The organism is Streptococcus pluranimalium, assembly GCF_002953735.1.
GTDB classification, from domain to species: Bacteria; Bacillota; Bacilli; order Lactobacillales; family Streptococcaceae; genus Streptococcus; species Streptococcus pluranimalium.
This window is the reverse complement of sequence record NZ_CP025536.1, coordinates 410,492-435,528: the sequence shown is the minus strand read 5'-3', so window position 1 is coordinate 435,528 and position 25,037 is coordinate 410,492. Positions and strand designations below refer to the sequence as shown.

Here is a 25,037-nt window from a genome sequence, read left to right as displayed (position 1 = left end):
GATACAAAGTTATGTTATCTCTGCCACCTAACTTACCAAGTCTATCGCTAAGCTAGAAGACAGAAATAAATTCTTCAAAGTTATCAAATTACTAGCTATTTGGTTAAATAAATTCAAAATTTTTAAAACTAAAATTCTCATCGCTTTGAATGTTAAAAGTTGCTTGGAGGTGACTCTTTTAGGCTGTCTCTCAAAAATAAGAAAGAGATTGTCAGAGAAAACCAAAACGAGACTCACTAGATGTTAGCCATAGTAAACCATTACAGTCGATAAATGCGTAAAAAAGAATAGAAAATCTCTCGATCAGCAATAAATTCTCCTTATCGAATTATTTTCTCAATTTACGAATACTTTCAAAATATTTCTTTTTAAGATTAATTTCATCAAATCCTACTAATTTTAGGATATGAAATTCTAACAATATTTTTAATCTATAATTTACAATTGGTAATTCCGACTTTGTAAAACTTTTCCCCAATTTTTTAAGATTATAATGCGTATAATAATTTCTTGTATCTACTATTTTCTGTATATATTTAGGATCTAATTCTAAATATTGTCCATCCGCAAACATTAAATCTGCCAATCTACTTTTCAAATAAATTGAGCGCTCTCTTTGTTGTCTATCATCACAAAGAAAGCTTAACCAACCTTCATAATCATGTAAGCTCTCAACGAGAGATTTAGACCGAGCAATATACTCCTTAACATCATCTGTAATAAATCGAGCATGAAAAGTTTCTAACGCTTGAACCATATTTAAAAATACTGTTTCTGATGTCAGATAATATTGATTATCTAACATCAGAAAATATAAATCTAGAATTGGCTGTAACTTCCCATAATAGTAAATCCACTTTGAAAAATGGTCCTCTTCAATAATTGTTTCCAAATTGTATAAGAAAAAATATGGATGTTGATTGTCAGTATTTTCTATTTTCCCAATTCCTAATGTTACTTCATCATTATAACACTCATACCTAGAATCATTGTTAAATAATTGACATCTTATACCTTCAAATCGAACTTTTCTCTGTATTCCAAAACCTATTAAATGCTCTACTTTCTTTATATCCTCTAAAAACACTTCCCACTCTACTGGTTCTGCATACTGGAACTTTGTGTAAACTTTTTGATTCAACTCAAATTTTTCCTGGTAATTATCTAACATTCCACTAACTCTACTTGGAATAAACGTAATTCCTAAGTTATCGAGTATATTAACACTTATCGGCTCTTTCTCAATCCACACTGGATTCCAAGTGGTGCTATCTCCTTCCCATGTGTAATGACATAAATCTGCCCACTCAAGAATATTACCAAAATCAACTTGTGCTGAGACCACTAGTAAACCTTCTTTCCCTAACATTATATCTGTTTCAAATAAATAACTAGCCCTAATTACTTGTGTCGTATAGTTCAAACTCTTTTGGGTAAAATTTTTATGATTGGATTCACTTACAACATAACAATCATAAAGCATAACTGTTTCACCAGTTAAAAGTTTTCCATAAATAATATTTATTTTGCTTTCCAGAGGAAAGAGTGGTACAGTATTTAAATCTGAAGTAGATATTGTAAGAGTTAGTGTGATAATATTATTTATTTTATCCACTTGTAAGTTTCCGTGATATTCATCTTTAGTATTTCCATAATTAAATTTTCCACTATAAATACCTAAATTACTCATAATATACCTCCGTAAACTTGATTTTTTCTCATTCATTATACCACAATACCCAACCTTTCTAGGCTGGGTATTTGTATGTATTAGCTTATTTTACCAACTTCTCCATCTCTCTGATACGCTCCACTGTCGCGTCGTATTTAGCTTGGTAGTCGGCTTGTTTGTCGCGTTCTTTTTGGACGACTTCTGGTTTGGCGTTGGCAACGAAGCGTTCGTTGCTGAGTTTTTTGCCGACCATGTCGAGTTCTTTCTGCCATTTGGCTAGCTCCTTGTTCAAGCGTTCCAATTCTTCGGAAACGTTGAGGAGGTCGGCCAGCGGGAGGAAGATTTCAGCTCCTGTGATAACCGCTGACATGGCTAGTTCTGGCGCTGTCAAATCAGCTGAGATTTCCAAAGTTTCTGGATTAGTGAAGCGTTTGATGTAGTTGACGTTTGACGTGAAGAAGCTTTCCAATTCAGCGTCACTTGTTTTGACCAAGATAGTGATTGGTTTTGATGGGGCTACGTTGACTTCCGCACGCGCATTACGAACGGCACGAATCAAGTCTTTCAAGCTCTCAACACCCTTATGGGCGTCAGCATTGTCAAAAGCTTCATTAACCACAGGGTAGTCAGCTGTTACGATTGACCCTTCAGCGTACTGGGCAAAGATTTCTTCCGTTACAAACGGCATGATTGGGTGAAGCAAGCGGAGGATCTTATCAAGTGTATAGAGCAGAACGGCACGCGTTACCACTTTCTCCTCTTCATTGTCACTATAAAGCACTTCCTTAGTCAACTCAACATACCAGTTGGCAAACTCTTCCCAAATAAAGTTATAAAGGATGTGCCCCGCCACACCAAACTCGAACTTATCAAAGTTTTCAGTGACTTTAGCGATGGTTTCATTGAGGTTATGGAGAATCCAACGATCGGTGACATTACCAGCCTGACCGCTAGCCACTTGCGCAACTTTGTCAGCAGCAGTGTCCAAGTCCAGTCCTTCGTTGTTCATAAGGATGTAGCGTGAAATGTTCCAAATCTTGTTAATGAAGTTCCAAGAGGCGTCCATTTTTTCGTAAGAGAAACGCACGTCTTGACCCGGTGCAGAACCGTTTGAAAGGAACCAACGCAGGGCATCCGCACCATATTTCTCGATAACATCCATTGGGTCGATACCGTTACCAAGAGATTTCGACATCTTGCGACCTTCTTCGTCACGGATAAGACCATGAATGAGAACGTTTTGGAATGGTTGACGTCCGGTGAATTCAAGAGATTGGAAAATCATGCGAGACACCCAGAAGAAGATGATGTCATATCCCGTTACCAAGGTTGAGGTTGGGAAATAACGCTGGAAGTCAGCTGAGTCTGTATCAGGCCAGCCCATGGTTGAGAAAGGCCAGAGGGCTGATGAGAACCAAGTGTCAAGAACGTCTTCGTCTTGCACCCATCCGTCACCTTCTGGGGCTTCTTCGCCAACATACATGTCACCATTCTCGTTGTACCAAGCTGGGATTTGATGCCCCCACCAAAGCTGGCGAGAAATAACCCAGTCATGGACATTTTCCATCCAGCTCATGAAGGTATCATTGAAGCGTGGTGGGTAGAATGCTACCTTGTCATCAGTATCTTGGTTGGCAATGGCATTTTTAGCCAATTGATCCATTTTAACGAACCATTGCGTTGATAAGCGTGGCTCAACTACTGCGCCTGAACGCTCAGAGTGACCAACTGAGTGCACACGTTTTTCAATCTCGACAAGGGCACCAAGTTCTTCCAGCTTAGCCACTACTGCCTTACGAGCTTCAAAGCGGTCCATACCGACGAATTCAGCAGCTAGTTCATTCATGGTACCATCATCGTTCATGACGTTAACTTGTGGCAAATCATGGCGCTGACCAACCAAGAAGTCATTGGGGTCATGAGCCGGTGTGATTTTCACGACACCAGTACCAAATTCTGGGTCCGCATGCTCATCTGCAACGATTGGGATAGCTTTGTTGACGATTGGCAAGATAACGTTTTGACCAATCAAGTCTTTATAACGGTCATCTTCTGGATTAACCGCAACCGCAACGTCACCAAACATGGTTTCTGGACGAGTTGTTGCCACTTGAAGGGCGCGTGAACCATCTTCAAGCATGTAATTCATGTGGTAGAAGGCACCCTCCACATCTTTGTGGATAACTTCGATATCAGAAAGAGCTGTGCGAGCTGCTGGGTCCCAGTTAATGATAAACTCACCACGGTAAATCCAGCCTTTTTTGTAGAGGTCTACAAAGACCTTACGAACAGCTTTTGACAAACCTTCATCGAGGGTGAAGCGTTCACGAGAATAATCGACAGAAATTCCCATCTTACCCCATTGGTCCTTGATGGTTGCTGCGTACTCGTCCTTCCATTCCCAAACTTTGTCAAGGAATTTTTCACGTCCTAAATCATAACGTGTGATACCTTCTCCACGCAAACGCTCCTCAACCTTAGCTTGAGTGGCAATACCAGCATGGTCCATCCCTGGCAACCAGAGCGTATCAAAGCCCTGCATGCGTTTTTGACGAATGATAATATCTTGCAAAGTCGTATCCCAAGCATGTCCCAAGTGCAACTTACCAGTGACATTAGGCGGTGGAATAACGATAGAATAAGGTTTGGCATCAGGATTACCTGATGGTTTGAAAACATCTTGGTCCAACCAAGATTGATAACGTCCAGCCTCTACTTCAGCTGGGTTGTATTTTGGTGATAGTTCTTTTGTTGACATGGGGGGTCCTTTCTTTTATTCATTACCTTTTAAAATATATTTACTAAACACTTTTCTTAAGTCATTCCTAATTTGCTCTTTAACATGTTTAACTTCATTTGGATATTCCACTCTTTCTTTAGAAATAGTCACATACTTGTTTAAATAAACTTCAACAATTCTAAGAGGAAAATCAACCATTTGTTTAGTTTTTTGCAAATATGTTATCAAATCATCTATGTATTGAGTTATCAGTTTGCGGTTAATCATTTCATTTTCAAATCGCTCAACATAGCTTCCTATTTCTGTTCCCTGGTAGTTTCTTATATTGCCTATGAAATAGTATCGCTCTTGTTCAGCTTCCTCACAAGTCGTATACCAACAATCTTTTAAATACTTATTTATTACCTCCAATAATTCAACAAATATCTCTGGAGTTTGGGCATAGTCGTGCTTACTATCTAATCCAATGGAACGGCTCAAGGAAATCTCAATATCATCTTCTCCCAGTATTACAGATAATCTAAGTAGCTTATCTTCTTTTGATATTCTCCAATATTGCTTGTGACTTGAGAAAAATTCTATAAACTTATTGAAAAAAATTGATTCATAAACTGAATGCTGTAATTGAATATTATATATTTCTATAATATGACTCAAGTTATTTTCAATACTATCATTTAAAATACGTCTTTTTAGTATCTCTCTGATATAATTTAAATCTTCTCCATCAACTATTCTGTAGTGAAGCAAATTGTTTCCAACGTGATATTGAAAATAAATATTTTCATCTAAATAAGTTCTACACTCGATGATAGCTGACTCAAGTTTATCAGAATTAAATCTAAAAATATAATCGCCAGAAACAGCATTTCCGACAAATTCCTCTTTAAAACTTTCATCTTCTACATTTTGATAGTAGACTGTAATGTTAGTAAGAGGAGTACTTTCTCTGATGAACAATCTAATTGCTGAATTCTGTTCTTGTAATTCCGTTAAAAATAGCGGTCGCACAAGTGCACGTTCGCGTTCACGTTGCTCTAAATATAGCTTCTCTTGTTTTTCTTTTTCTTCCTTTAATTCCCTCTTTTTATTATGTGATTCTATTGTATTTTGCCAATAAAACAGAATAAAAGTTGTCAAAATTACGATTGCTGACAGTACAACTTCAAAATACTCTTTGTTGCTATCTGATGAGAAATATGACTTCAGGCATTTTAATGGAGTTCCCAGCACATTCATTTCTGCTAAGAATGGTAGTAGAATAAGAAATACTATAAATACAAGAATTAAAACAATTGTTAGTTTGGTTCTTTTCATTTTTCTTCTTCTCCTTCCCCCACTACCTCTATCTTCACCCCATCCGGATCTTCAAAATAGAGGACATAGTGGTTCTCTCCTCCTGCAAAAGGATAACGGTCATCGTAGAGGAGTGTAACACCTCTGGCCAGCAAGCCCTTGCGAAGTTGGTCAATCTCTTCTCGACTGCCTCCGTGGAAGGCTAGATGGTTGAGCCCTGTGCGGCAACGGTGGTAACCAGCTTCAAGGAAGGCTGTTGGTGTTTGGACAAAGACGATATACTGCTCTGCTTTTTTCATAGAAAAGCCCTGAGCCCAGTCTTGGTAGAGTTCGTATCCAAATTGCGGGAGCAAATATTCATAAAAGACACGGCTGCGAGCCAGATCACTGACATAAATCTCAACGTGGTGAAGCATGTTACCCTCCTGTTTTTTATTTACAGTTTTCACATGACTAAAACTGTTTCTGTTATCCTTAAGCTCATAACCTATCAAAATAGAAATTTCTATTAACTATTTTTACTCCATCTGAGTCACCAGTTGTCCTTTACCAATCAGCTTTGAGCACGCTCTTGCTTCTTGGAAGGCTATCGCATTGATAGAAATAATAGTGAACAAAATATATGCTCTCGCCTGTCGTGACGGAAAGTCCCAGTGGACTTTTCCTACTCCATGCATTAGTTTTGAAAAAATTATTATCGAATTTTTTCCAAAACGTCAAAATCCCTGCCCAGCTCACGCTAGACAGGGACGAATTTCTTTTTTGAATTCCGCGGTACCACCCACATTCGGGCTTGTGCCCGCTGCTCTTTTTATACAATTTGATAACTCAGCAACTAGTTTTGACATTTGTGCGGATTTCTCAGTAACGCCGCTTCCTGTGACAAATGGGCTTCAAAACACCTCTGATAGGATTATTATAGCAAACCTCTAGGTCAAATACAACGAAAACATTAAAAGCTCAACGACTCTTTATTTTTGACTGGCAAAGTTAAGGAATTCATATGATAAACTCGTCGTTGTGTCATTAAGTGAATAATTTTCTAATTCATTGACATTGCTACGGAGTTCTTGGGCATACTGGTTGGAAATAAGTCCGTCGGCTTCAAATTCAGCGATGGTCTTTCGCTCCAAATAGTATCCTCGTAAAATGTCGTCATTACTGTTTGGAATCCAGTGCATGATAACCCGTTCCACAAACAAGCCAGATTTGATCAACTCCGCATCACGCAAGCGGGCATTCTGGAGATAATCAACTAAAGGATGATTGTAATACCCCTCTAAATCCTCCAACGCTTCAAGAATGAGCTCGGTATTTTTCAAGTAGAGGTTTGTGATACGATCTCGATTTTGCTCTGTTAAACGACGATGTTGCTTCGGCACCTTCTTCAAAGCTCTGAATCGAGCACCAAAAGTGACGATTTCATGAAGACTAGCACGAACCACGCGCATAAAAATCCTGATACCATAAGTAAAACTAGACACAAAGCTACGATTGACTTGTTTTTCTAAAATCTTCAAATAACCTTGATAAATCCGATATTCCTTAAGATCAATGTCCTCTTGATTATAGGCATACTCTAAACCTTGGCTTTCAATATCAATCATAAAGAGTTGGAGACTAGCCAAATCTCTCTTGACACTTGCTGGTTCTTGCTCTAAAATTAAACCTTGAATTCGAGCGTTATAATTATCGATAACTGCATAAAGTGAGGCATTATCGGGGTTATCCTTACTATCTTGCTCTAGGATGGTCAAAACCTTGGTCAAGATAGAAATCCTCATAAAGTTATCAACTGGCTTGTCAATAGCTGGTGCAAGAAAAGGTAAAATCAATAGTCCTGTTAAGAAACTCAACAAGGTCACTCCAGCAACCATAAATAAGAGAAGGCTATATTGCAAATTCTCCATTCGAGGTAACAAGAGAATAGTCGCTATAGAAACCGTTCCTTTAACGCCTGAAAAGGTCAACAGACAGATTTCTTTCCAAGACTTGCGCAGTGTCTTCCTCTTAGACCATTTTAGCCAAGCATAATAAAGTCCGATCATGCTAAAACGCAGTAGGAATAGAAGTCCTGTCAAAACCAATAGTAATGACAACAAATAGCCGTTACCATAATCAGGACTTGTTAAAACTGGGACGAGAATACTGGTCAATTCCGAACCAAAAATTAGAAAGACCACACCATTTAGCATAAAGTTAATGGTCTTCCAAATAACATTGGTCACCCGGTAAACCTGAGCATCAAAGAGAGTCACTTTTCTGAGTCTCCCTGCCTGCATGACACCTGCTATCACAACAGCAATAATGGCTGATACCCCTAAGGTATCCGCAACAAAGTAGGAGACCATCGGGAGCGCTAGCTCCAACAACAAAGCACCTGTGACATCAGCTGCGTCGAATTTCTCCAAAACCGATAGAAAGACACGGTTCAAAAAGGCAAATAAGAAGCCAACCCCAAAGCCACCTATAATGGATAAGAGCAGCTTCACGCTAGCCTGTCCGATAGAGAAGTAACCTGTCAGAAGTGCTGTTACGGCAAATTGGAAGGCAACCAAACCGCTAGCATCATTGAGAAGTCCTTCTAGTTTGAGGACATTTTCCACGCGCTTAGGAAAGGCAAATCGCTTGGCAATCGAAATGAAGGCGACGGCATCGGTTGGCCCTAATGCTGCTCCGAGTGCAAAGTAAGCCGCCATAGGTAACTCAATCGGCAACAAATAACTAGCAACTGCACCAATCCCTAGAGCGGTCACAAAAACCACAGGTAAGATAAGAAAGAGAATCAATGACCGATACCTCAAAAAACTCCCAACATCTGCTTCTTCACCTTCACGAAAGTTGAGCGGGGCAATGACGAAGGCTATAAATAGTTCCGGATTGAGATCTATCCCTTTTCCACCTTGGAAAATCCCGTAAGTAATCCCCAGCAAGAGCTGGACCAAGGGCAGGGGGATTTTCGGGAAAACCCTATTAATGACATTAGATATGATTAATGAAAAAAGGAAGATAATCACCAGGATGGACATATCCATATTGATCAACCTCCCTTATTGTCTTCTGCAAAAGCTTCTTTTAAGTCAGCAATTTTCTGATCAATAGCCTGATAATCTTTTTGCGTCAACTTTAACTGACAGCGTTCTTTTTCAAGCGCCATCAATTTCTTCTTCATTTTAGTCATTTTGGGCGAATCAACAAAATGACTATCATTTTGTGACGGTTGTTCAATATATTTTTGGCGCAATTCTGATAAACGTTCAATAACGGATTGATGAGACATAACTACTCCTTTTCATTTTGCCATTGTAACAAAATTCTCATCAGAAGACTAGAAAGAAGTGAGTTTTTCCACCATAACTAAAAACGGCGGCGTATTGATTTGATTAAGTGCCTGATAAAGCATGACTGTGTAGGCTTTTTGATCTAGCTGGCTAACAAAGTTTAAGACGGAGTCCTTTTCCATTTCTCCCCCTTCATGACCGTAATAGATCATAATAGCCAGACGACCACCCACTTCTAATCGGTCGAGTACTTTTTCAATGGCTTGTATGGTTGTATGGGGTTGGGTGATGATACTCTTATCAGCACTAGGAAGATAGCCCAAGTTAAAGATTGCTGCTCTAAGTGGTTCTCTCACATAGTGGTCAAGATTCTCATGTCCATCTAAAATCAAGTCTACATTGTTAATGTCTTCGGCTTCTAGTCGTTGTCTTGTTTTTGTTAAAGCCTCTTCTTGCACATCAAAAGCGTAAACTTTACGACTACGTTTGGCTAAAAACAAGGTATCATTACCCTTTCCCATAGTCGCATCCACAGCAACACTCTCACTATCTAATACCTCTGCTAAAAAATCATGAGAAAACTCAAGTGGTCTCTTCATCATAACCTCTCTTTCAACTGTCCTATAAAAGAAATTCAGAAGATCCATTTGCTCTTCTGTACATTTATCATCGTAAACACTATAATTAAAACAAAAACATGAAGAGGAGGCAACCGTGTCTACTTTAAAATTACGCCTACCAGGACTAGCACTTTGCCTAGTCATCGCTACGAGCGCCTGGTTCCTAGGCCAATGGTTACCACTTATCGGAGCTCCTGTATTTGCCATTTTCATCGGCATGATCATCGCCATTTGGCACACTAATCGCAGGCAAACCCAGGCAGGTATCAACTATTCCTCGAAAACTATCCTTCAAACAGCTGTTGTTCTCCTTGGGTTTGGTCTCAACCTCAAACAGGTACTAGCTGTCGGTAGCCAGTCTCTCCCCATCATCCTTGCGACTATTTTGACGGCTTTATTACTCGCTTTTCCTTTGAAAAAAATCCTAAACCTTGATCGTCACATCGCTACACTAGTTGCCGTTGGATCATCTATTTGCGGCGGCTCTGCCATCGCTGCTACCGCACCTGTTATCAAGGCTAAGGAAGAAGATGTTGCCCAGGCGATCTCTGTTATCTTTTTGTTTAATATCCTGGCTGCCCTATTGTTTCCAACCTTGGGGCATGCGCTTGGCTTATCCAATGATGGCTTTGCTCTCTTTGCAGGAACAGCTGTTAACGATACGTCCTCTGTAACCGCAACGGCAACAGCTTGGGATAACCTCTATAACGCTAATACACTTGACGGCGCTACCATTGTTAAACTAACGAGGACATTAGCGATCATTCCTATTACACTGGGACTTTCGTTTTATGAAATGAAACGCCATCAGACAGGAGATAGAAACAATGCTTTTAAGTTAAAAAAAGTATTCCCAACCTTTATTCTCTATTTTATCTTAGCATCATTAGTTACTACCGTCCTACATCTACCAACTCCTTTGGTCGACTTTTTAAAAAACACCTCAAAATTTTTCATCGTCATGGCCATGAGCGCTATTGGTCTTAATACCAATATAGCCAACCTTTTCAAACGCGGTGGCAAAGCCATCATTATGGGCGGACTTTCTTGGTTTTTCATTTCCTTTGTCAGTCTACTCATGCAAAAACTAATGGGACTTTGGTAAGTAAAAACGAATTTGGAAGACCAAATTCGTTTTTGTTTTAGGCTCTATCATTTCTGCAATGGGTAACAAAGACCCTTTTTCATTATTTTTGTTTTCCTTGAAAACGAGATTCAAAGCGTTTCTGATCATAAAAAGGGTAAATGATATTTAGACAAGCAAATCCTAAGATAAAACCTCCTAGAACATCTGTTGGGTAATGAACACCTACGTAGATACGTGATAAACCAATCAAGGCAATCAAGAGTGCTATTAAAGCTTCTACTAGTATTCTCAAACCTTTTGATTTGATTCGCTGATGAGCAATGATAAGCATAAAACCATAGATCATCATCGACCCCGTCGCATGACCACTAGGAAATGAAAAACCATGAGCCGATACTAAATGTTCTAGGCTTGGTCTGGCTCTCCCATAAAGATACTTAGAACCGACAATCAAGAGACCAGACAGAGCTCCTGTAATCCCCAGGAAAATAGCTTCCATTTTCCATTTTTTCACAAAGTAAATGAAGGCAACTAGAACAAGTAGCATCAAAACAAAGGTTAAGGTATTGCCCAAAACCGTGACGCCACTAAAGAAAGAAGTGGCTGATGCTGGTAGAGAACCACGCACTGCTGTTTGGATGGCTTCATCAAAGGTAACCAATGTTTCAGGATAAAACTTGACTGTATAACCAAGTATCATGAATAAAACAAGAGCAATAGATGCTCTCAAAAGATAAGTCTGTTTGTTTTTCATAATAGTATTATAGCATTTTCTCTCAAATATTAATGGTAAAAGGAGTTGGAAAGATCTCTACCGAAAAAAGAGCCCTTCTTCTCTCTTTTATCTCCGATTGAACAGATTATCCAAACCTTTTCCCCCTCCACTTAACTCCCACAATCAGAGGAATGATGAGAAGAGATTGGAAACCAGACCTAATAAGAGCTAGTCGGCAGGTGACACTTGAAATATAAAAAAACCTAAGCAACTGTCAGATAAATCGCTTATCATTTCTCCCAACCGCTGTGTTCGGATCTTACAAACAATAGAAAAGCTGGACTTTACGCTCAGCCTCCATTAGTTAGTTTTGATATTTTAAAAGAACATTTTGAGTGCCCAAGTATGCAGGGTAAAAGACTAGCGATAGGATAGCTCCCTGCAAGAGGTTAAATGGTATCACAGCTGGCACAATATATGAAGTCATTGTTAGAGCTTCTGGTGGCCATCCTGCAAACTTGATGTAAAGCGGTATTGCGAAAAAGAGATTCAATACTAACATAGCTAATGTTAAAGCGATTGTCGCAATAACAGCTGCTGAGACATAGGTCTTAAGCGTCTGATGATTTTTCCAGACAAGAGCAAATACCGTTACAAACAAACCTAGAGCAAGTACATTCATTGGCATACCGACCCAGGTATTAACCCCTTCAAAATTCAATATAAATTTTAAAAGCGTACGTAAGAGCAAGACAACATAAGCCGATTTTAAATCAAACAACAATAAGGCTAATAAAATCGGAATCACACTAAAATCAATTTTCAAAAAACTTGCTGCTGGCAAAATAGGAAAATTGAAAAAGAGCAATAAAAATGAAATAGCTGAAAGGATAGCAATATAAGCCATCTTACGTGTGTTTGTCATCAAAGGTTCCTCCAATTTCTTAAAAATCAGAGAATCTGAAGATTGGCTGTCAAAAAGCCAGTCTTATCTAGTCAATCTTCGTCTTCTCCCATCCAGACTCTACTGTCGGTTGTGGAATCACACCACATCAGCTTTCGCTCGCGGACTTCTAGTTGCCTAGACACCGCCGGTCGGGAATTTCACCCTGCCCTGAAGACCCTTACATTATAGCATGCGACAAGTCAATGCGCAATCCTTTTTCCTTAAAATGTTAATTCGCTAGCTTCTCAAAATCAATGTGAATGCCATGTCATCTCGTTACTAGCCATAAGGCTATACAGTTAAATCAAGTAACTTTCAGATAGGAAGCTGAGGCGCAGAAAACTCAAAACCTCATGAGGAGATTTTGAAGACTAATCCTAGAAATCAAAAAGCAAAAAATAGCAAAGGTCATGCAAAAGACTATAAAACACCATTAACTACCTTGAAGTGGCCTTCAAAGAATATCAACTATTTGTTTATTCCTAAAGAAATAGTAACAAATAACCTATTAAGTAAACATTAACTAACATCATAAAAGTCATTCCTTTTCTCAGATAGTAAGACAGGAATTATCATTTAAGTCACTAAATATATAGTCAACATTGAGTACTTACTAATCGTGACCCTGTGCAACAAAAAACAAAAAAGCCATCAAAAGATGACTTTTCTAGGCGGATCATAAGCTTATCACTTTTCTTCTTAATAAGCTGGTTGACCCGTCTCGCCGTAATATCCTTGGTCTGCCGGTACTTGGTCGTTATAAAATACTTGTGTACCATCGTTCACTGGATACGTTTCTTGAGAACCTTGAATTGTCTCATCTCCATATTGATGATTCACCGTTCCAGTACTGTCTTCCGTAGCAACAGACTCCTCTTCAGAAGAGTCATCTAAGGGAACATCAAGTCCATAGAGTTCTTCGTAGGTAATCACGTTCGTCTTCAACTGCTGTAAACTATTAACTGCTTTACCTAGTTGCTTTTTAATTGTATTTTGAATCTTTAAGAGTGCTTTGGCTGTAGGAATCTGATAAGACCCGCCATTAATGTCTGCATCTTCACCTTTTAATTGATATTCCTTGATATGCTGCACCGTATCTGCATACTGGAATAAACTAGGAATAGTTGAAGAATTGATTTTAATATCTGTTTGCATATTGCCTGCAACAGCGTTTAAAATTTTCTTATAAGAAGCAACACTGTTACCTAGCTTTAAAACTTTCTGCATCACTTTTTGAATAACCTCACGTTGGCGCTTTTGACGACCATAGTCACCTTCCGGATCATCATAACGCATGCGTGAGTATACCAAGGCTTGTTCACCATTGATACGGTGCGTACCAGGTGCTACAGTCGCTTTATAATCCGGCTCTGTTTGAGAAATGGAGATTGGAAAATCAAAGTTATTCGTAACAGTAATACCATCAACAGCATCAACCAAATCCATCAAGCCTTGCATATTGATTTGCATGTAATAATCAATATCAATATCAAGCATCTCCTCAACAGTCATCTTAGCCATTCTAGCACCACCTGCTGCATAAGCAGCATTAAGCTTAGCTTCTTCGCCGTTTTGATCATTAGACGCTGGCCCTTTTAATTTGACTAAAATATCACGTTCTAAGCTCGTCATCGTTGTTTTCTGGGTTTCCGGATTAACTGTCACTAATATCATCGAGTCACTATTACCCTCCCAAGTAGAAGAACGCTCAGTTGTTCCCGTATCAACTCCCATTAGTAGGATTGAAAATGGCTCTGTTTTATCAATGGCCTTGCTAACTTTCTCTCCTTCAAAGCCCTTAAAGGTTTTTGATAAAGCATCCGTCGAAAAAATATAGGCCGATCCAAGATAAACTCCAGCCGCTACAAAAGTTGTTGTGATGATCAACAAAATCATCAATAAGATTTTTTTGCCTAGTTTCATTAATTCCCTTTACCTATCAATTTACTCATCATAAAAAGATCTAAATATGTCCCTTCGTTTAGCTTAAACGCCTGTTTCTTTTTGCCATCAATAACAAAATCAAAGTCTTGATATAGTTTTATAGCTTTTTTATTACGGCTTTGAACCGTTAACTCTAAGCGTCTAATCATAGGACTTTGCTCTGCCCAGTCACAAATCAGGTCCATCAGATAGTGCCCAATACCATGACCAGTATAAGCTTGCTTCACAGCAATAAAAAGATCACCAACATGATTGACATTTACTCCATCACTGCTAGTGACATTAACCATTCCTATAATAGTATCCTCTATCTTAGCCAACAAACAGATGCGGTTTAAACTGTTCAAGCTAACATATAAGGCCTCTTGTAAATCCTCTATCGTAATATCTAGACTATCATTGACGATAAAGGAAGTTTCTTGACTAACTTCTTCTAAAAATACCTTGATCGCTAGAGCATCTGAAACTTGCGCTTCTTCGATGATTAATTCCTTCTCAGCCATAATTACTTTAACTCATTTAATAATTTTTCGTACCTAGTACCATTTCCAGTCATCTTCAATTGACGACCTTGTCCATCAAGAGATAATTCAACTTTGAGATAACCGTCTGGAAGGTGATCCTCAACCATTTCTCCCCATTCAATGACAGTAACACCATCACCAAATAAAAAAGTATCTAGGTCTATAGAATCAGGATCATCACCAATGCGATAGACATCTAGGTGATATAAAGGAAGTCTACCTTCGTACTCACGAACAATAGTGTAGGTAGGACTTTTTATCATTTGTTCAACATCAAGTCCCTTGGCAAGTCCTTTTGTAAAAGTCGTTTTTCCAGTACCCAGATCACCCGTCAAAATCAGAATATCACTCGCTTCAAGAAGCCTTCCTACTTTTTCTCCCAGGGCAATGAGCTCTGCTTCATTAGTTACCTTATACATAAAATTAATTATATCACAGCACTTAACCTTTGTCATGAAGCAATCGTCATTCAAAATAAGAAAAATCATAGGGCAAATGTCTCCTTTAGGAGTACAAAAAAACGAATAAAGCACGGTAGATGTTAACATCTTATCTTGCTTTCATCCGTTTTGATTCTTTATCACAACAGGCAACATTAGTCTGACGATGTGCTAGTTAAACTCACTAATAGAGCTTATCTAACCTTTCCAACTTTTTTTCAAATTATCAAAAAGGCAAGTAAACGACTTATCCTACCATTTCTAACCAAGAGAGATAAAAGGTCATATTTCACTCTATAGAACGCCTTACAAACACGCTTTTACATCAAAAACGATGACTTGAGATTAACAGCTAGTATAGGCATTACAAAATAGCTAGACTAATAAAATTTAAAATAAATAGCACATCCAAAATCCAAACGAGGGGATGAATCTCTTTAATCTGACCTTTGATCACTTTTGAAATAGTATAGAAAATAAAACCAACAGCAATACCATGCGTAATACTATAGGCAAATCCCATAAAAATAGAAGTAAAGAAAGCTGGCACAGCCTCACTTAAATCATCCCACTTGATGTTTTTAAGACTACTTAACATCATAATCCCGACAATGATAAGCACCGGTGCCGTAGCAGCGTTTGGCACGATAACTAAAAGCGGGCTAAAGAAACTTGAAATGGCAAACATCCCTGCAACAACAAGTGCTGTTAAACCTGTACGGCCTCCAGCTCCAATACCTGCAGCTGATTCAACATAGGTTGTCACATTCGATGTTCCAGCGATAGCACCCATTGTCGTTCCGACTAAATCAGAAAAGAGTGCTTTATCTAACTTTTGTGATTCGTTATTCTCTCCTGTTTTGGCTACGATGCCTACCTTCTGACCAGTTCCAATAAGAGTTCCAATGGTATCAAAAATATCTGTCAATGAGAAAGCTAAGATAGCCATCAATACTTCAGGAATACGAGCTACATCACTAAATAAAGAACCCAAGCCCTGGCGCCCTAAAGCTACTCCGAAAACATCGCCTAAATCTTTCACTGCAGTCATGATATTATTGGCTGAAAAATCTATACTTCCTAAACTAACAACCCCAAATAGCATCGCAATAATAGTTGTTAGGGCAATTGATATAATGACCCCACCCTTAATATTTTTAATCACAAAGAAAGTCGTGATCACTAAACCAATAATAGCAACTAAAACCGATGGACTAGTGAATTCAACCAAGGCTGGAACTGCAGAAGAATTTGAAACGATTGTCGCTTCAGCTTTTTGAGCCCCTTCCCCAACAACAGTATAGGTACCAGGATCAACAGTAAATTGTAATAATCCAGCATTTTTTATCCCTACATACGCTAGGAAAATCCCAATCCCTGCTGAGATAGCAGACTTTAGCGATGCTGGAATTGACTCGATAATCATCTTACGAACCTTTGTCAATGTAATCACTGCTGAAATCACACCACAAAGAAAGACCATAGCCAATGCTTCTTGCCAAGTAAAGCCTAGACCAAAGACTACCGTATAGGTAAAGAAGGCATTCAAGCCCATACCAGATGCTTGAGCGTAAGGTAGATTGGCGTAAAAAGCCATCATCAAGGTCCCTGCGACTGCTCCGATGATAGTCGCTAGGAAAACACCTTGTGCTGGCATCCCTGTCTGACTTAACATGGCTGGATTAACAAACAGGATATAGCTCATTGCGAAGAAAGTCGTCAATCCGGCAACAACTTCTGTTCGAATGTCCGTTCCATGTTCTTTTAACTTAAATAACTTTTCCATTTCTAAAATAGAACTCCTTTTATTGAACAATAAGTAGATTTTAACAAAATAACATTCGTATTTCAATAGAATTTTGCGCTTTTATTTGAAAAAATCATTCGTCCTTTCAGCCAAAAGCAATAGGCACATGGTTTGTATAAATGTAAAGCCTAAAATAAAATGGATTTCTGAATATGAAAAGATTTCTAACAGTTCCCTATAAACAAGAGACGGATTGGCGAAAACATCCCAAGAATTTAATCGTGCAAAGCGACCAAGATGAATGGCTAGACTAGATATAAATGAGAGACCTATTATGTAGAGATAAAACCAAAACCAGTGCCTCACCCTAAGTATCAAGAGTGTGTAGCGAACACTTAATACCCCCAAAATTAAAGCTAATAAAATGCTAGACATGTAAATGATGTAATGCATAAAGCTCAAACGATCATTTAAAATGTCCGTTACAAAAGACATATGAACGAGATCTGTTAGCATATAGAAAGTATTGGGGTAGAAGATAAACCATCCTAGCATGAAGAAAGGCTTTAACCATCTATTCTTTATCGAGCAAGCCAGGTAACTAAAATCAAAGGCTAGTGTAGCCAAAAAGATATTCCAAATCAGCCCAGGTCCAGTAGGGTTGTAATACCAAAAAGCGAGGGAAATTATCGCAAAGAAGGCATGTATTACTATAAATTGGCGTTTCATCGCAGTCTCCTTTTTTCATATTTTCTCAATTGTAACACAAGACTAGTTAAAATATCCCTTGCGATTATTTTTTGTTATAATAGCTCTATGACTACAAAAATAATTGCTATAGATTTAGATGGAACCTTACTTCATAGTGACAATACCATCTCAGATTATACTGTCAATACGATAAAAAAAGTCCGTGAGCAAGGGCATCACGTTGTTATTGCTACAGGAAGACCTTACCGCATGGCTGTTGAGCACTATAAACGCCTAGAACTTGATACGCCAATGATTACCTTTAATGGTTCTTTGACACACTTACCCGGTAAAAAATGGGAATACGAGCAGTCGGTAACATTAGATAAAACTTATCTTTTCGATATTCTTAAGTTCAGTGACTTTTTTGAAATGGATTTTATTGCCAGTGAATATCGCAAAAATTTCTATGTTACCTTAGATTATCCCGAACGCATAACACCTGCCTTGTTTGGTGTTGACAGAATTACCGAAAGAATGCGTTTGGAACCAACTAAAATCACACGAAATCCCAATGCACTACTCATGCAATCTCGTGCTGCTGATAAAATAAGCCTTGCTAACAGGATGAGGGAACACTTTAAAAACGAAATCGAAATTGATTCTTGGGGTGGCCCCTTAAATATCCTTGAAGTATCACCTAAAGGTATTAATAAGGCTTTTGCCCTATCGTATCTGTTAACGATATATCATAAAACCCCCGATGACTTAATTGCTTTTGGAGACGAACATAATGATACTGAGATGCTCCATTTGGCTAAATCAGGTTATGCTATGAAAAATGCTAGTCAGGTTCTCCTGCCATTTGCCGACGAAAAACTCAACTATACTAATGAAGAAGACGGAGTTGCTAGACAACTAGAAAAACTTTTTCTGTAACTTTCAATAATTCATTATTTTTGTGCGACAATTTCATTAAAACTTTCAAAAAAGAGCAGATTTTATGTGTCTGTTCTTTTTTATTTGCATTTTCAAGCATATCAATTGACAGTTATTGGAAAATATCGAAGTATTTTGCATTTTTTTCTCAAAAACGCTTGCATTTTAACTGAAAACGTTTTAAAATGAGTTGTTCTTAATTTTTGGGATAAAAAAGAGTGCCTGTTGGCCATATCTGGAGAGATTCTTTTTTATCCTAAGAAAAATAACTTATAGGAGGAAGAACACGAATGGGTATCGGTATTATTATTGCCAGCCATGGTAAATTTGCTGAAGGCATTCATCAATCTGGTTCAATGATTTTTGGCGATCAAGAGAAAGTTCAAGTAGTGACTTTCATGCCAAGCGAAGGACCTGATGATTTATATGCACACTTCAACAATGCTATCGCTCAATTTGATGCTGATGATGAAATTCTTGTCCTTGCTGACTTATGGAGTGGATCTCCATTTAACCAAGCAAGTCGTATCATGGGTGAAAACCCAGATCGCAAGTTCGCCATCATCACTGGTCTTAATTTGCCAATGTTGATCCAAGCCTACACAGAACGCATGATGGATGCGACTGCAGGGGTTGATCAAGTTGCTGCAAATATTATCAAAGAAGCTAAAGACGGTATTAAAGCTCTTCCTGAAGAGCTCAATCCACTTGAGGAAGCTTCTCCAACTGAAAAAGTTGTTACTGCCCTTCAGGGAGCCATCCCTCCAGGAACTGTCATCGGTGACGGACAACTTAAAATTAATCTTGCGCGTGTGGATACTCGTCTTCTACACGGACAAGTTGCGACAAACTGGACACCTGCTTCTAAGGCCAACCGTATCATTGTTGCATCAGATACAGTTGCCAAGGACGAATTGCGCAAACAACTGATTAAACAAGCTGCACCAGGTGGTGTTAAAGCAAACGTTGTGCCAATTGATAAACTTATCGAAGCTTCTAAAGATCCACGCTTTGGTAACACACACGCACTTATTCTTTTTGAAACACCTCAAGAAGCTTTACGTGCTATTGAAGGTGGCGTGCCAATCAAGGAACTCAATGTCGGTTCTATGGCACACTCTACTGGTAAAACAATGGTTAATAACGTTTTGTCTATGGATAAAGATGACGTTGAAACATTTGAAAAACTACGTGACTTGGGCGTTGAATTTGACGTTCGTAAAGTACCAAACGATTCACGTAAAAACCTCTTTGACTTGATCAAGAAGGCAAATGTTCAATAATAACCTAACCGAAACAAGGTAAACTTTACTTCGGTATTCTTATTTTTCGAAAGGATTTCAAAATGTCAGATATTTCTATTATTTCTGCTATTTTGGTCGTTGTTGTAGCCTTCTTTGCAGGTCTTGAAGGTATCCTCGACCAATTCCAATTCCACCAACCACTTGTCGCATGTACCTTGATTGGTCTTGTTACAGGAAACTTGACAGCTGGTATTGCCCTTGGTGGTACCCTTCAAATGCTCGCTCTTGGTTGGGCTAATATCGGGGCCGCTGTTGCCCCAGATGCTGCGCTTGCATCTGTAGCAGCTGCTATTATTATGGTTAAAGGTGGCGACTTCACTCCAAAAGGAATCACTTTTGCCTATTCTACTGCTATCCCTCTTGCCGTTGCTGGACTTTTCCTTACGATGATTGTTCGGACCATCTCAGTTGGTTTGGTTCATGCTGCTGATAAAGCTGCTTCTGAGGGAAATATCTCTGCTCTTGAACGTACTCACTTTATCGCACTTCTTCTTCAAGGTCTCCGAATTGCGGTTCCTGCTGCACTCTTGCTTGCTGTTCCTGCATCATCTGTTCGTGGCGTCTTGGAATTAATGCCTGAATGGCTAAGTGGTGGTATGCAAGTTGGTGGTGCTATGGTTGTTGCCGTTGGTTACGCTATGGTTATCAACATGATGGCAACTCGTGAAGTATGGCCATTCTTTGCCCTTGGTTTTGCTTTTGCTGCTATCTCTAACCTTACACTTATTGCCATGGGTGTTATCGGTGTAGCTATTGCCTTCATCTATCTTAACCTCTCAAAACAAGGTGGTTCAGGTAACGGTGGCGGGTCAAGTTCAATGGACCCAATCGGCGATATCCTAGAAGATTACTAAGAAGGGAGTGCCTACAATGACTGAAACTCAAATCAAATTATCAAAATCAGATCGCCAAAAAGTATGGTTCCGTTCACAATTCCTTCAAGGATCTTGGAACTACGAGCGTATGCAAAACCTAGGTTGGGCTTACTCACTCGTTCCGGCAATCAAAAAACTATATACTACTAAAGAAGACCGTGCTGCTGCTCTTGAACGCCACATGGAATTCTTCAATACTCACCCATATGTAGCTGCTCCGATTCTTGGTGTAACACTTGCTCTTGAAGAAGAGAAAGCAAATGGTACTGATATCGATGACACAGCTATCCAAGGTGTTAAAATCGGTATGATGGGACCTCTTGCTGGTATCGGTGACCCAGTCTTCTGGTTTACAGTACGTCCTATCCTTGGTGCGCTCGGTGCTTCACTGGCACAAGCAGGAAACATCATGGGTCCAATCATCTTCTTCGTTGCATGGAATGCTATTCGTATGAGCTTCCTATGGTACACTCAAGAATTTGGTTACAAATCAGGTAAAGAAATCACAAAAGACATGTCTGGTGGTATCCTCCAAGATATCACTAAAGGAGCTTCAATCCTTGGTATGTTTATCCTTGCTGTCCTTGTACAACGCTGGGTTTCTATCAACTTTACAGTTGACCTACCTGCTACAAAATTAGCTGAAGGTGCCTATATTGAATTCCCTAAAGGAATGGTATCTGGACCTCAACTCCAAGGAATTCTTGGAGATGCTCTCAGTGGTTTAAGCTTAACAGCTGAGAAAGCAAACACACTACAAGCACAATTAGACTCATTGATTCCTGGTTTGATGGGACTTATCTTAACATTTATCTGTATGTGGTTACTTAAGAAAAAAGTTTCTCCAATTACAATGATTGTTGGTCTCTTCGTATTAGGTGTCCTTGCTCGTCTTGCAGGTATCATGTAAACTAAAAAGGGTTTCCTCTTGGAAACTCTTTTATTTATGATAAGATATAAAGCATAGCATAACAGCATTTAATACTAGACGAAAATCAAATTCTGACTGGGAAAGGAGACTCAGATAGAACTGAAGTTCATGATGGTAAACTTGACAAGATCACATTTTGATTTTCAATGAGTATCACTAAACTGATTCGCTCAAAAGGGCAATATAGTAGTTGTTCTATAATCAGTGAATCCTCTAAATAGAAAGGTTAATATGGCACAATCCTTAAATAAAGAAGTGTTACTACAAACGACAGGTGTATCCTACCTCGGTATGGGAGGAAAGGTTGGGAAATTTTTGATTGGCGATGTTTCTTTGGAATACTATAGCGATCGTAATGTTGAAGACTATATTCAAATTCCTTGGAAAAGTATCAAACAAATCGGAGCTAATGTCAGTGGAAAAAAAGTTAGTCGCCATTTTGAAGTGTTTACAGATTCTGGAAAATTTCTATTTTCATCAAAAGATTCTGGAAAAATTCTAAAAATCGCTAGAGAAAAAGTCGGCAATGAGAATGTCGTTAAGCTCCCAACCTTGCTGCAAATTATCGGTCAAAAATTAAAAGGTCGTTAAGACTAATAAAACCCAAGTCTCCTTTGTGAAACTTGGGTTTTATTAGTCTTATATTTTTTTGACCTTATTTTTAAAGATCAACCAATCATCAATTTTTGTTGTCATTTGTGAAACTTGAAGTGTCTTAAAGAGCCAGATTCTCACTTTTTCAATTAAAATTGATCCAAAGAAAATTAAGAGACTAACACCTAGAATAGCAAACGGGAAAACAAGTGGGGATTGATTCACAAAATTTTCCGCAAAGTCTCGCATAGCGAATTTGACCACCAAAGGATGTAAGTGAACAAGGTAAACACCAAAAGTGGCAGGTGCAAAGAACTTAATGAAGCTTACTAATTTTCCAGATGGTAAAATTTTCAGATTGACGAATAAAATAAATAAAGCCAGAGCTCCTAAGCTTATGGTTGGTGAGGTGTACCAATACCACTTCTCACTGACGGTGTACTTCAAAATAAGGGTTGCTGCAATGGATAAAACATAAATACCAATTAAAATGAAAGGCTTATTATACTTTTTCAAATCGATACGAGCCAAGAATGCACCAGCAATATACAAGAGAATTAACCAAGTCATGCTAAAGCCTTTGGATAATGAAAACTCCGAAACGCTGGTATCCAGTAATACTGGTAGTAATGAGAAGACGATAAAACCTGTAAAAATCATCTTGGCAAGATCAGACAACTCCATTCTCGGTAGGGCAATATTGAAGAAGGGCATGGTCAACATCAAGCCAAAATAAGCGGTCACGTACCAATATTGACCCGTAATGACTGGGAAAAAGGCAGCCAACCAATCATTGGAACCAATATCCTTACCCAAAATCAAGAAAAATAAGGTTATCCCAATCGAATAAAAGGCTACTTGGAGCCATAAATTTACTACTTTAGAATATTTAAAGTTGGAACGAAAACCAACATAACCACTGATTAGAGCATAACAGTTAACTGCAACATAAACACTGGCTTGAATGATCCAAGTCTGTAAAAAGTGAACGTCAACTGTGCCGGCAACTGAATCACGGACTCCACCTTTACCTAACACATGGGTGACAACAATCATAAACATGGCAAAAATTCTTAAAAAATCAATTCCTGCATTATATATTCTTTTTTCCATGCACTTATTTTATCATAATTCAAGAAAGTAAGAAAAATCCTTGGTTTATGGTTTACACCTGCTTCTCTTTTGTGTATAATAACTCCAACGGATAAGTAGTAATGCTGATTGTTCAGAAAGTCTGCGGTTGCTGTGAGCAGATCTCTTTGCCTTATGAAATTCTACCGTGTTATTATTACTGATATTAATGAAGTGCACAATCTGTGAAGTTGGATGGAACCGCGCGAGCTAGCGCTCCAACGACAAGCAGGTTGTGTTTTTTTCTACCATACAGGAGGTTTCTATGTTAGATATTAAACGTATTCGTAACGACTTTGATAACGTTGCGGAAAAATTAGCGACACGTGGTGTTGCTGCCGAAACGTTAACGGAGTTAAAAGATTTAGATGCTAAACGCCGTCAGCTCTTAACAAAATCTGAAGAATTAAAAGCAGAGCGTAACCTTGCTTCAGATAAAATCGCCCAGGCCAAACGTAATAAAGAAGATGCGTCTGAACAGATTGCAGCTATGCAAAAAGTCTCTGCTGATATCAAGGCTGTTGACGCTGAATTGGCTGAAATTGATGATAAGCTAACAGCTATTATCACTATTTTGCCAAACACACCACACGACTCTGTTCCTGTGGGTGCTGACGAAGAAGAAAACCTCGAAGTTCGTCGTTGGAGAACGCCTCGTGAATTTGATTTTGAACCAAAAGCGCACTGGGATCTTGGTGAAGATTTGGGTATCCTTGATTGGGAACGTGGGGCAAAAGTTACTGGAACTCGCTTCCTCTTCTACCGTAACTTAGGTGCTCGCTTAGAACGTGCCCTCTATAACTTTATGTTGGATGAGCATGCTAAAGAAGGCTATCAAGAAATGATCACGCCTTACATGGTCAATCGTGATTCTATGTTTGGAACTGGTAATTATCCAAAATTCAAGGAAGATACCTTTGAAATCAATGATGAAGAACGTCCATTCGTTCTTATCCCAACAGCTGAAGTTCCTCTTACCAACTACTACCGTAACGAAATTATCGATGGTAAAGAATTGCCAATCAAGTTTACAGCCATGAGCCCTTCATTCCGCTCTGAAGCTGGTTCAGCTGGTCGTGACACTCGTGGACTCATCCGTCTCCACCAGTTCCACAAGGTTGAAATGGTGAAATTTGCTAAACCTGAAGAGTCTTACAATGAATTAGAAGAAATGACAGCTAACGCTGAAAATATCCTACAAAAACTTGGGCTGCCATACCGTGTTTTAGCTCTCTGTACTGGAGATATGGGCTTCTCAGCTGCTAAAACTTACGATTTGGAAGTTTGGATTCCAGCTCAAAATGCTTACCGTGAAATTTCAAGCTGTTCAAATACAGAGGATTTCCAAGCTCGTCGTGCGCAAATCCGTTATCGTGACGAAGCTGATGGTAAGGTTAAATTGCTCCACACGCTAAACGGCTCTGGTCTTGCAGTTGGTCGTACAGTCGCTGCCATTCTTGAAAATTATCAAAATGAAGATGGTTCTGTCACCATTCCAGATGTGCTTCGTCCATACATGGGTGGTGCCGAAGTGATTGCACCGAAATAAAACCTTATGACG

General features: G+C 38.9%; 22 protein-coding genes and 1 riboswitch. Of the genes, 7 read left to right on the top strand and 15 right to left on the bottom strand.

Annotation, left to right across the window (positions count from 1 at the left end; all coding sequences use genetic code 11):
* Positions 1–328: 328 nt before the first annotated feature.
* From C0J00_RS02190 to C0J00_RS02155, 7 genes are all read right to left on the bottom strand, one after another.
* Complete coding sequence (locus C0J00_RS02190) at positions 329–1,690, bottom strand: ApeA N-terminal domain 1-containing protein (protein WP_104967360.1); 1,362 nt, start codon at positions 1,688–1,690, stop codon at positions 329–331.
* Between the two features lie 85 nt (positions 1,691–1,775).
* On the bottom strand, positions 1,776–4,430 hold the full coding sequence (locus C0J00_RS02185; RefSeq protein WP_104967359.1) for a valine--tRNA ligase: 2,655 nt from the start codon (positions 4,428–4,430) through the stop codon (positions 1,776–1,778).
* A gap of 15 nt (positions 4,431–4,445) precedes the next feature.
* Positions 4,446–5,729 (bottom strand): hypothetical protein, encoded by a 1,284-nt coding sequence (locus tag C0J00_RS02180; RefSeq protein ID WP_104967358.1) that lies wholly within the window; start codon positions 5,727–5,729, stop codon positions 4,446–4,448.
* Complete coding sequence (locus tag C0J00_RS02175) at positions 5,726–6,124, bottom strand: VOC family protein (RefSeq protein WP_104967357.1); 399 nt, start codon at positions 6,122–6,124, stop codon at positions 5,726–5,728. Before C0J00_RS02175 ends, C0J00_RS02180 begins: the two co-directional genes overlap by 4 nt.
* Before the next feature lie 555 nt (positions 6,125–6,679).
* Positions 6,680–8,743 (bottom strand): cation:proton antiporter, encoded by a 2,064-nt coding sequence (locus C0J00_RS02165; protein ID WP_104967355.1) that lies wholly within the window; start codon positions 8,741–8,743, stop codon positions 6,680–6,682.
* A 5-nt stretch (positions 8,744–8,748) separates the two neighbouring features.
* A complete protein-coding gene (locus C0J00_RS02160; RefSeq protein ID WP_104967354.1) occupies positions 8,749–8,988 on the bottom strand; it encodes a hypothetical protein in 240 nt (79 codons plus the stop codon).
* Positions 8,989–9,036: 48 nt separating this feature from the next.
* Positions 9,037–9,591 carry a tRNA (mnm(5)s(2)U34)-methyltransferase gene (locus tag C0J00_RS02155; protein ID WP_104967353.1) on the bottom strand — a complete coding sequence of 185 codons (555 nt, stop codon included), beginning with the start codon at positions 9,589–9,591 and terminating at the stop codon, positions 9,037–9,039.
* Positions 9,592–9,703: 112 nt separating this feature from the next.
* Between C0J00_RS02155 and C0J00_RS02150 the strand changes: the two genes are divergently transcribed.
* Complete coding sequence (locus C0J00_RS02150; protein ID WP_104967352.1) at positions 9,704–10,714, top strand: YeiH family protein; 1,011 nt, start codon at positions 9,704–9,706, stop codon at positions 10,712–10,714.
* An 82-nt stretch (positions 10,715–10,796) separates the two neighbouring features.
* On the opposite strand, the gene C0J00_RS02145 is transcribed toward C0J00_RS02150, so the two are convergent.
* From C0J00_RS02145 to C0J00_RS02115, 7 genes are all read right to left on the bottom strand, one after another.
* Positions 10,797–11,450, bottom strand: coding sequence for a phosphatase PAP2 family protein (locus C0J00_RS02145; protein WP_104967351.1), 654 nt, complete (start codon positions 11,448–11,450; stop codon positions 10,797–10,799).
* Positions 11,451–11,775: 325 nt separating this feature from the next.
* Positions 11,776–12,336, bottom strand: a complete 561-nt coding sequence (locus C0J00_RS02140) for an ECF transporter S component (RefSeq protein WP_104967350.1) — start codon at positions 12,334–12,336, stop codon at positions 11,776–11,778.
* A 76-nt stretch (positions 12,337–12,412) separates the two neighbouring features.
* A riboswitch (FMN riboswitch) is annotated at positions 12,413–12,537 on the bottom strand.
* A gap of 519 nt (positions 12,538–13,056) precedes the next feature.
* Complete coding sequence (gene lytR / locus C0J00_RS02135) at positions 13,057–14,280, bottom strand: glycopolymer--peptidoglycan transferase LytR (RefSeq protein WP_104967349.1); 1,224 nt, start codon at positions 14,278–14,280, stop codon at positions 13,057–13,059.
* On the bottom strand, positions 14,280–14,804 hold the full coding sequence (locus C0J00_RS02130) for a GNAT family N-acetyltransferase (RefSeq protein ID WP_104967348.1): 525 nt from the start codon (positions 14,802–14,804) through the stop codon (positions 14,280–14,282). Before C0J00_RS02130 ends, lytR begins: the two co-directional genes overlap by 1 nt.
* A 2-nt stretch (positions 14,805–14,806) precedes the next feature.
* Positions 14,807–15,244 carry a tRNA (adenosine(37)-N6)-threonylcarbamoyltransferase complex ATPase subunit type 1 TsaE gene (gene tsaE / locus C0J00_RS02125; protein WP_104968803.1) on the bottom strand — a complete coding sequence of 146 codons (438 nt, stop codon included), beginning with the start codon at positions 15,242–15,244 and terminating at the stop codon, positions 14,807–14,809.
* Between the two features lie 385 nt (positions 15,245–15,629).
* The gene (locus tag C0J00_RS02120; RefSeq protein WP_104967347.1) at positions 15,630–17,051 is read right to left on the bottom strand and encodes an NCS2 family permease; all 1,422 of its coding nucleotides are present in this window, start codon (positions 17,049–17,051) and stop codon (positions 15,630–15,632) included.
* Positions 17,052–17,132: 81 nt separating this feature from the next.
* Positions 17,133–17,741, bottom strand: a complete 609-nt coding sequence (locus C0J00_RS02115) for a DUF1361 domain-containing protein (protein WP_104967346.1) — start codon at positions 17,739–17,741, stop codon at positions 17,133–17,135.
* Between the two features lie 87 nt (positions 17,742–17,828).
* On the opposite strand from C0J00_RS02115, the gene C0J00_RS02110 reads away from it, so the two are divergent.
* The 5 genes from C0J00_RS02110 (at position 17,829) to C0J00_RS02090 (ending at position 22,342) form a co-directional block, all read left to right on the top strand.
* On the top strand, positions 17,829–18,641 hold the full coding sequence (locus C0J00_RS02110) for a Cof-type HAD-IIB family hydrolase (protein ID WP_104967345.1): 813 nt from the start codon (positions 17,829–17,831) through the stop codon (positions 18,639–18,641).
* Positions 18,642–18,931: 290 nt separating this feature from the next.
* Positions 18,932–19,924: a PTS sugar transporter subunit IIB gene (locus C0J00_RS02105; protein ID WP_104967344.1), complete on the top strand. Its 993-nt coding sequence runs from the start codon at positions 18,932–18,934 to the stop codon at positions 19,922–19,924.
* Between the two features lie 62 nt (positions 19,925–19,986).
* Positions 19,987–20,799: a PTS mannose/fructose/sorbose transporter subunit IIC gene (locus C0J00_RS02100; RefSeq protein WP_104967343.1), complete on the top strand. Its 813-nt coding sequence runs from the start codon at positions 19,987–19,989 to the stop codon at positions 20,797–20,799.
* Positions 20,800–20,815: 16 nt separating this feature from the next.
* Positions 20,816–21,730 carry a PTS system mannose/fructose/sorbose family transporter subunit IID gene (locus tag C0J00_RS02095; protein ID WP_104967342.1) on the top strand — a complete coding sequence of 305 codons (915 nt, stop codon included), beginning with the start codon at positions 20,816–20,818 and terminating at the stop codon, positions 21,728–21,730.
* A gap of 252 nt (positions 21,731–21,982) precedes the next feature.
* Entirely contained in the window at positions 21,983–22,342 is a 360-nt protein-coding gene (locus C0J00_RS02090) for a DUF956 family protein (RefSeq protein WP_104967341.1), read from the top strand.
* A gap of 48 nt (positions 22,343–22,390) precedes the next feature.
* On the opposite strand, the gene C0J00_RS02085 is transcribed toward C0J00_RS02090, so the two are convergent.
* On the bottom strand, positions 22,391–23,458 hold the full coding sequence (locus C0J00_RS02085) for an acyltransferase (RefSeq protein WP_104967340.1): 1,068 nt from the start codon (positions 23,456–23,458) through the stop codon (positions 22,391–22,393).
* Positions 23,459–23,741: 283 nt separating this feature from the next.
* Here C0J00_RS02085 and serS point away from each other — a divergent pair, with 283 nt between their 5' ends.
* Positions 23,742–25,025 (top strand): serine--tRNA ligase, encoded by a 1,284-nt coding sequence (serS, locus tag C0J00_RS02080; RefSeq protein WP_104967339.1) that lies wholly within the window; start codon positions 23,742–23,744, stop codon positions 25,023–25,025.
* The last annotated feature ends 12 nt before the right edge of the window (positions 25,026–25,037 follow it).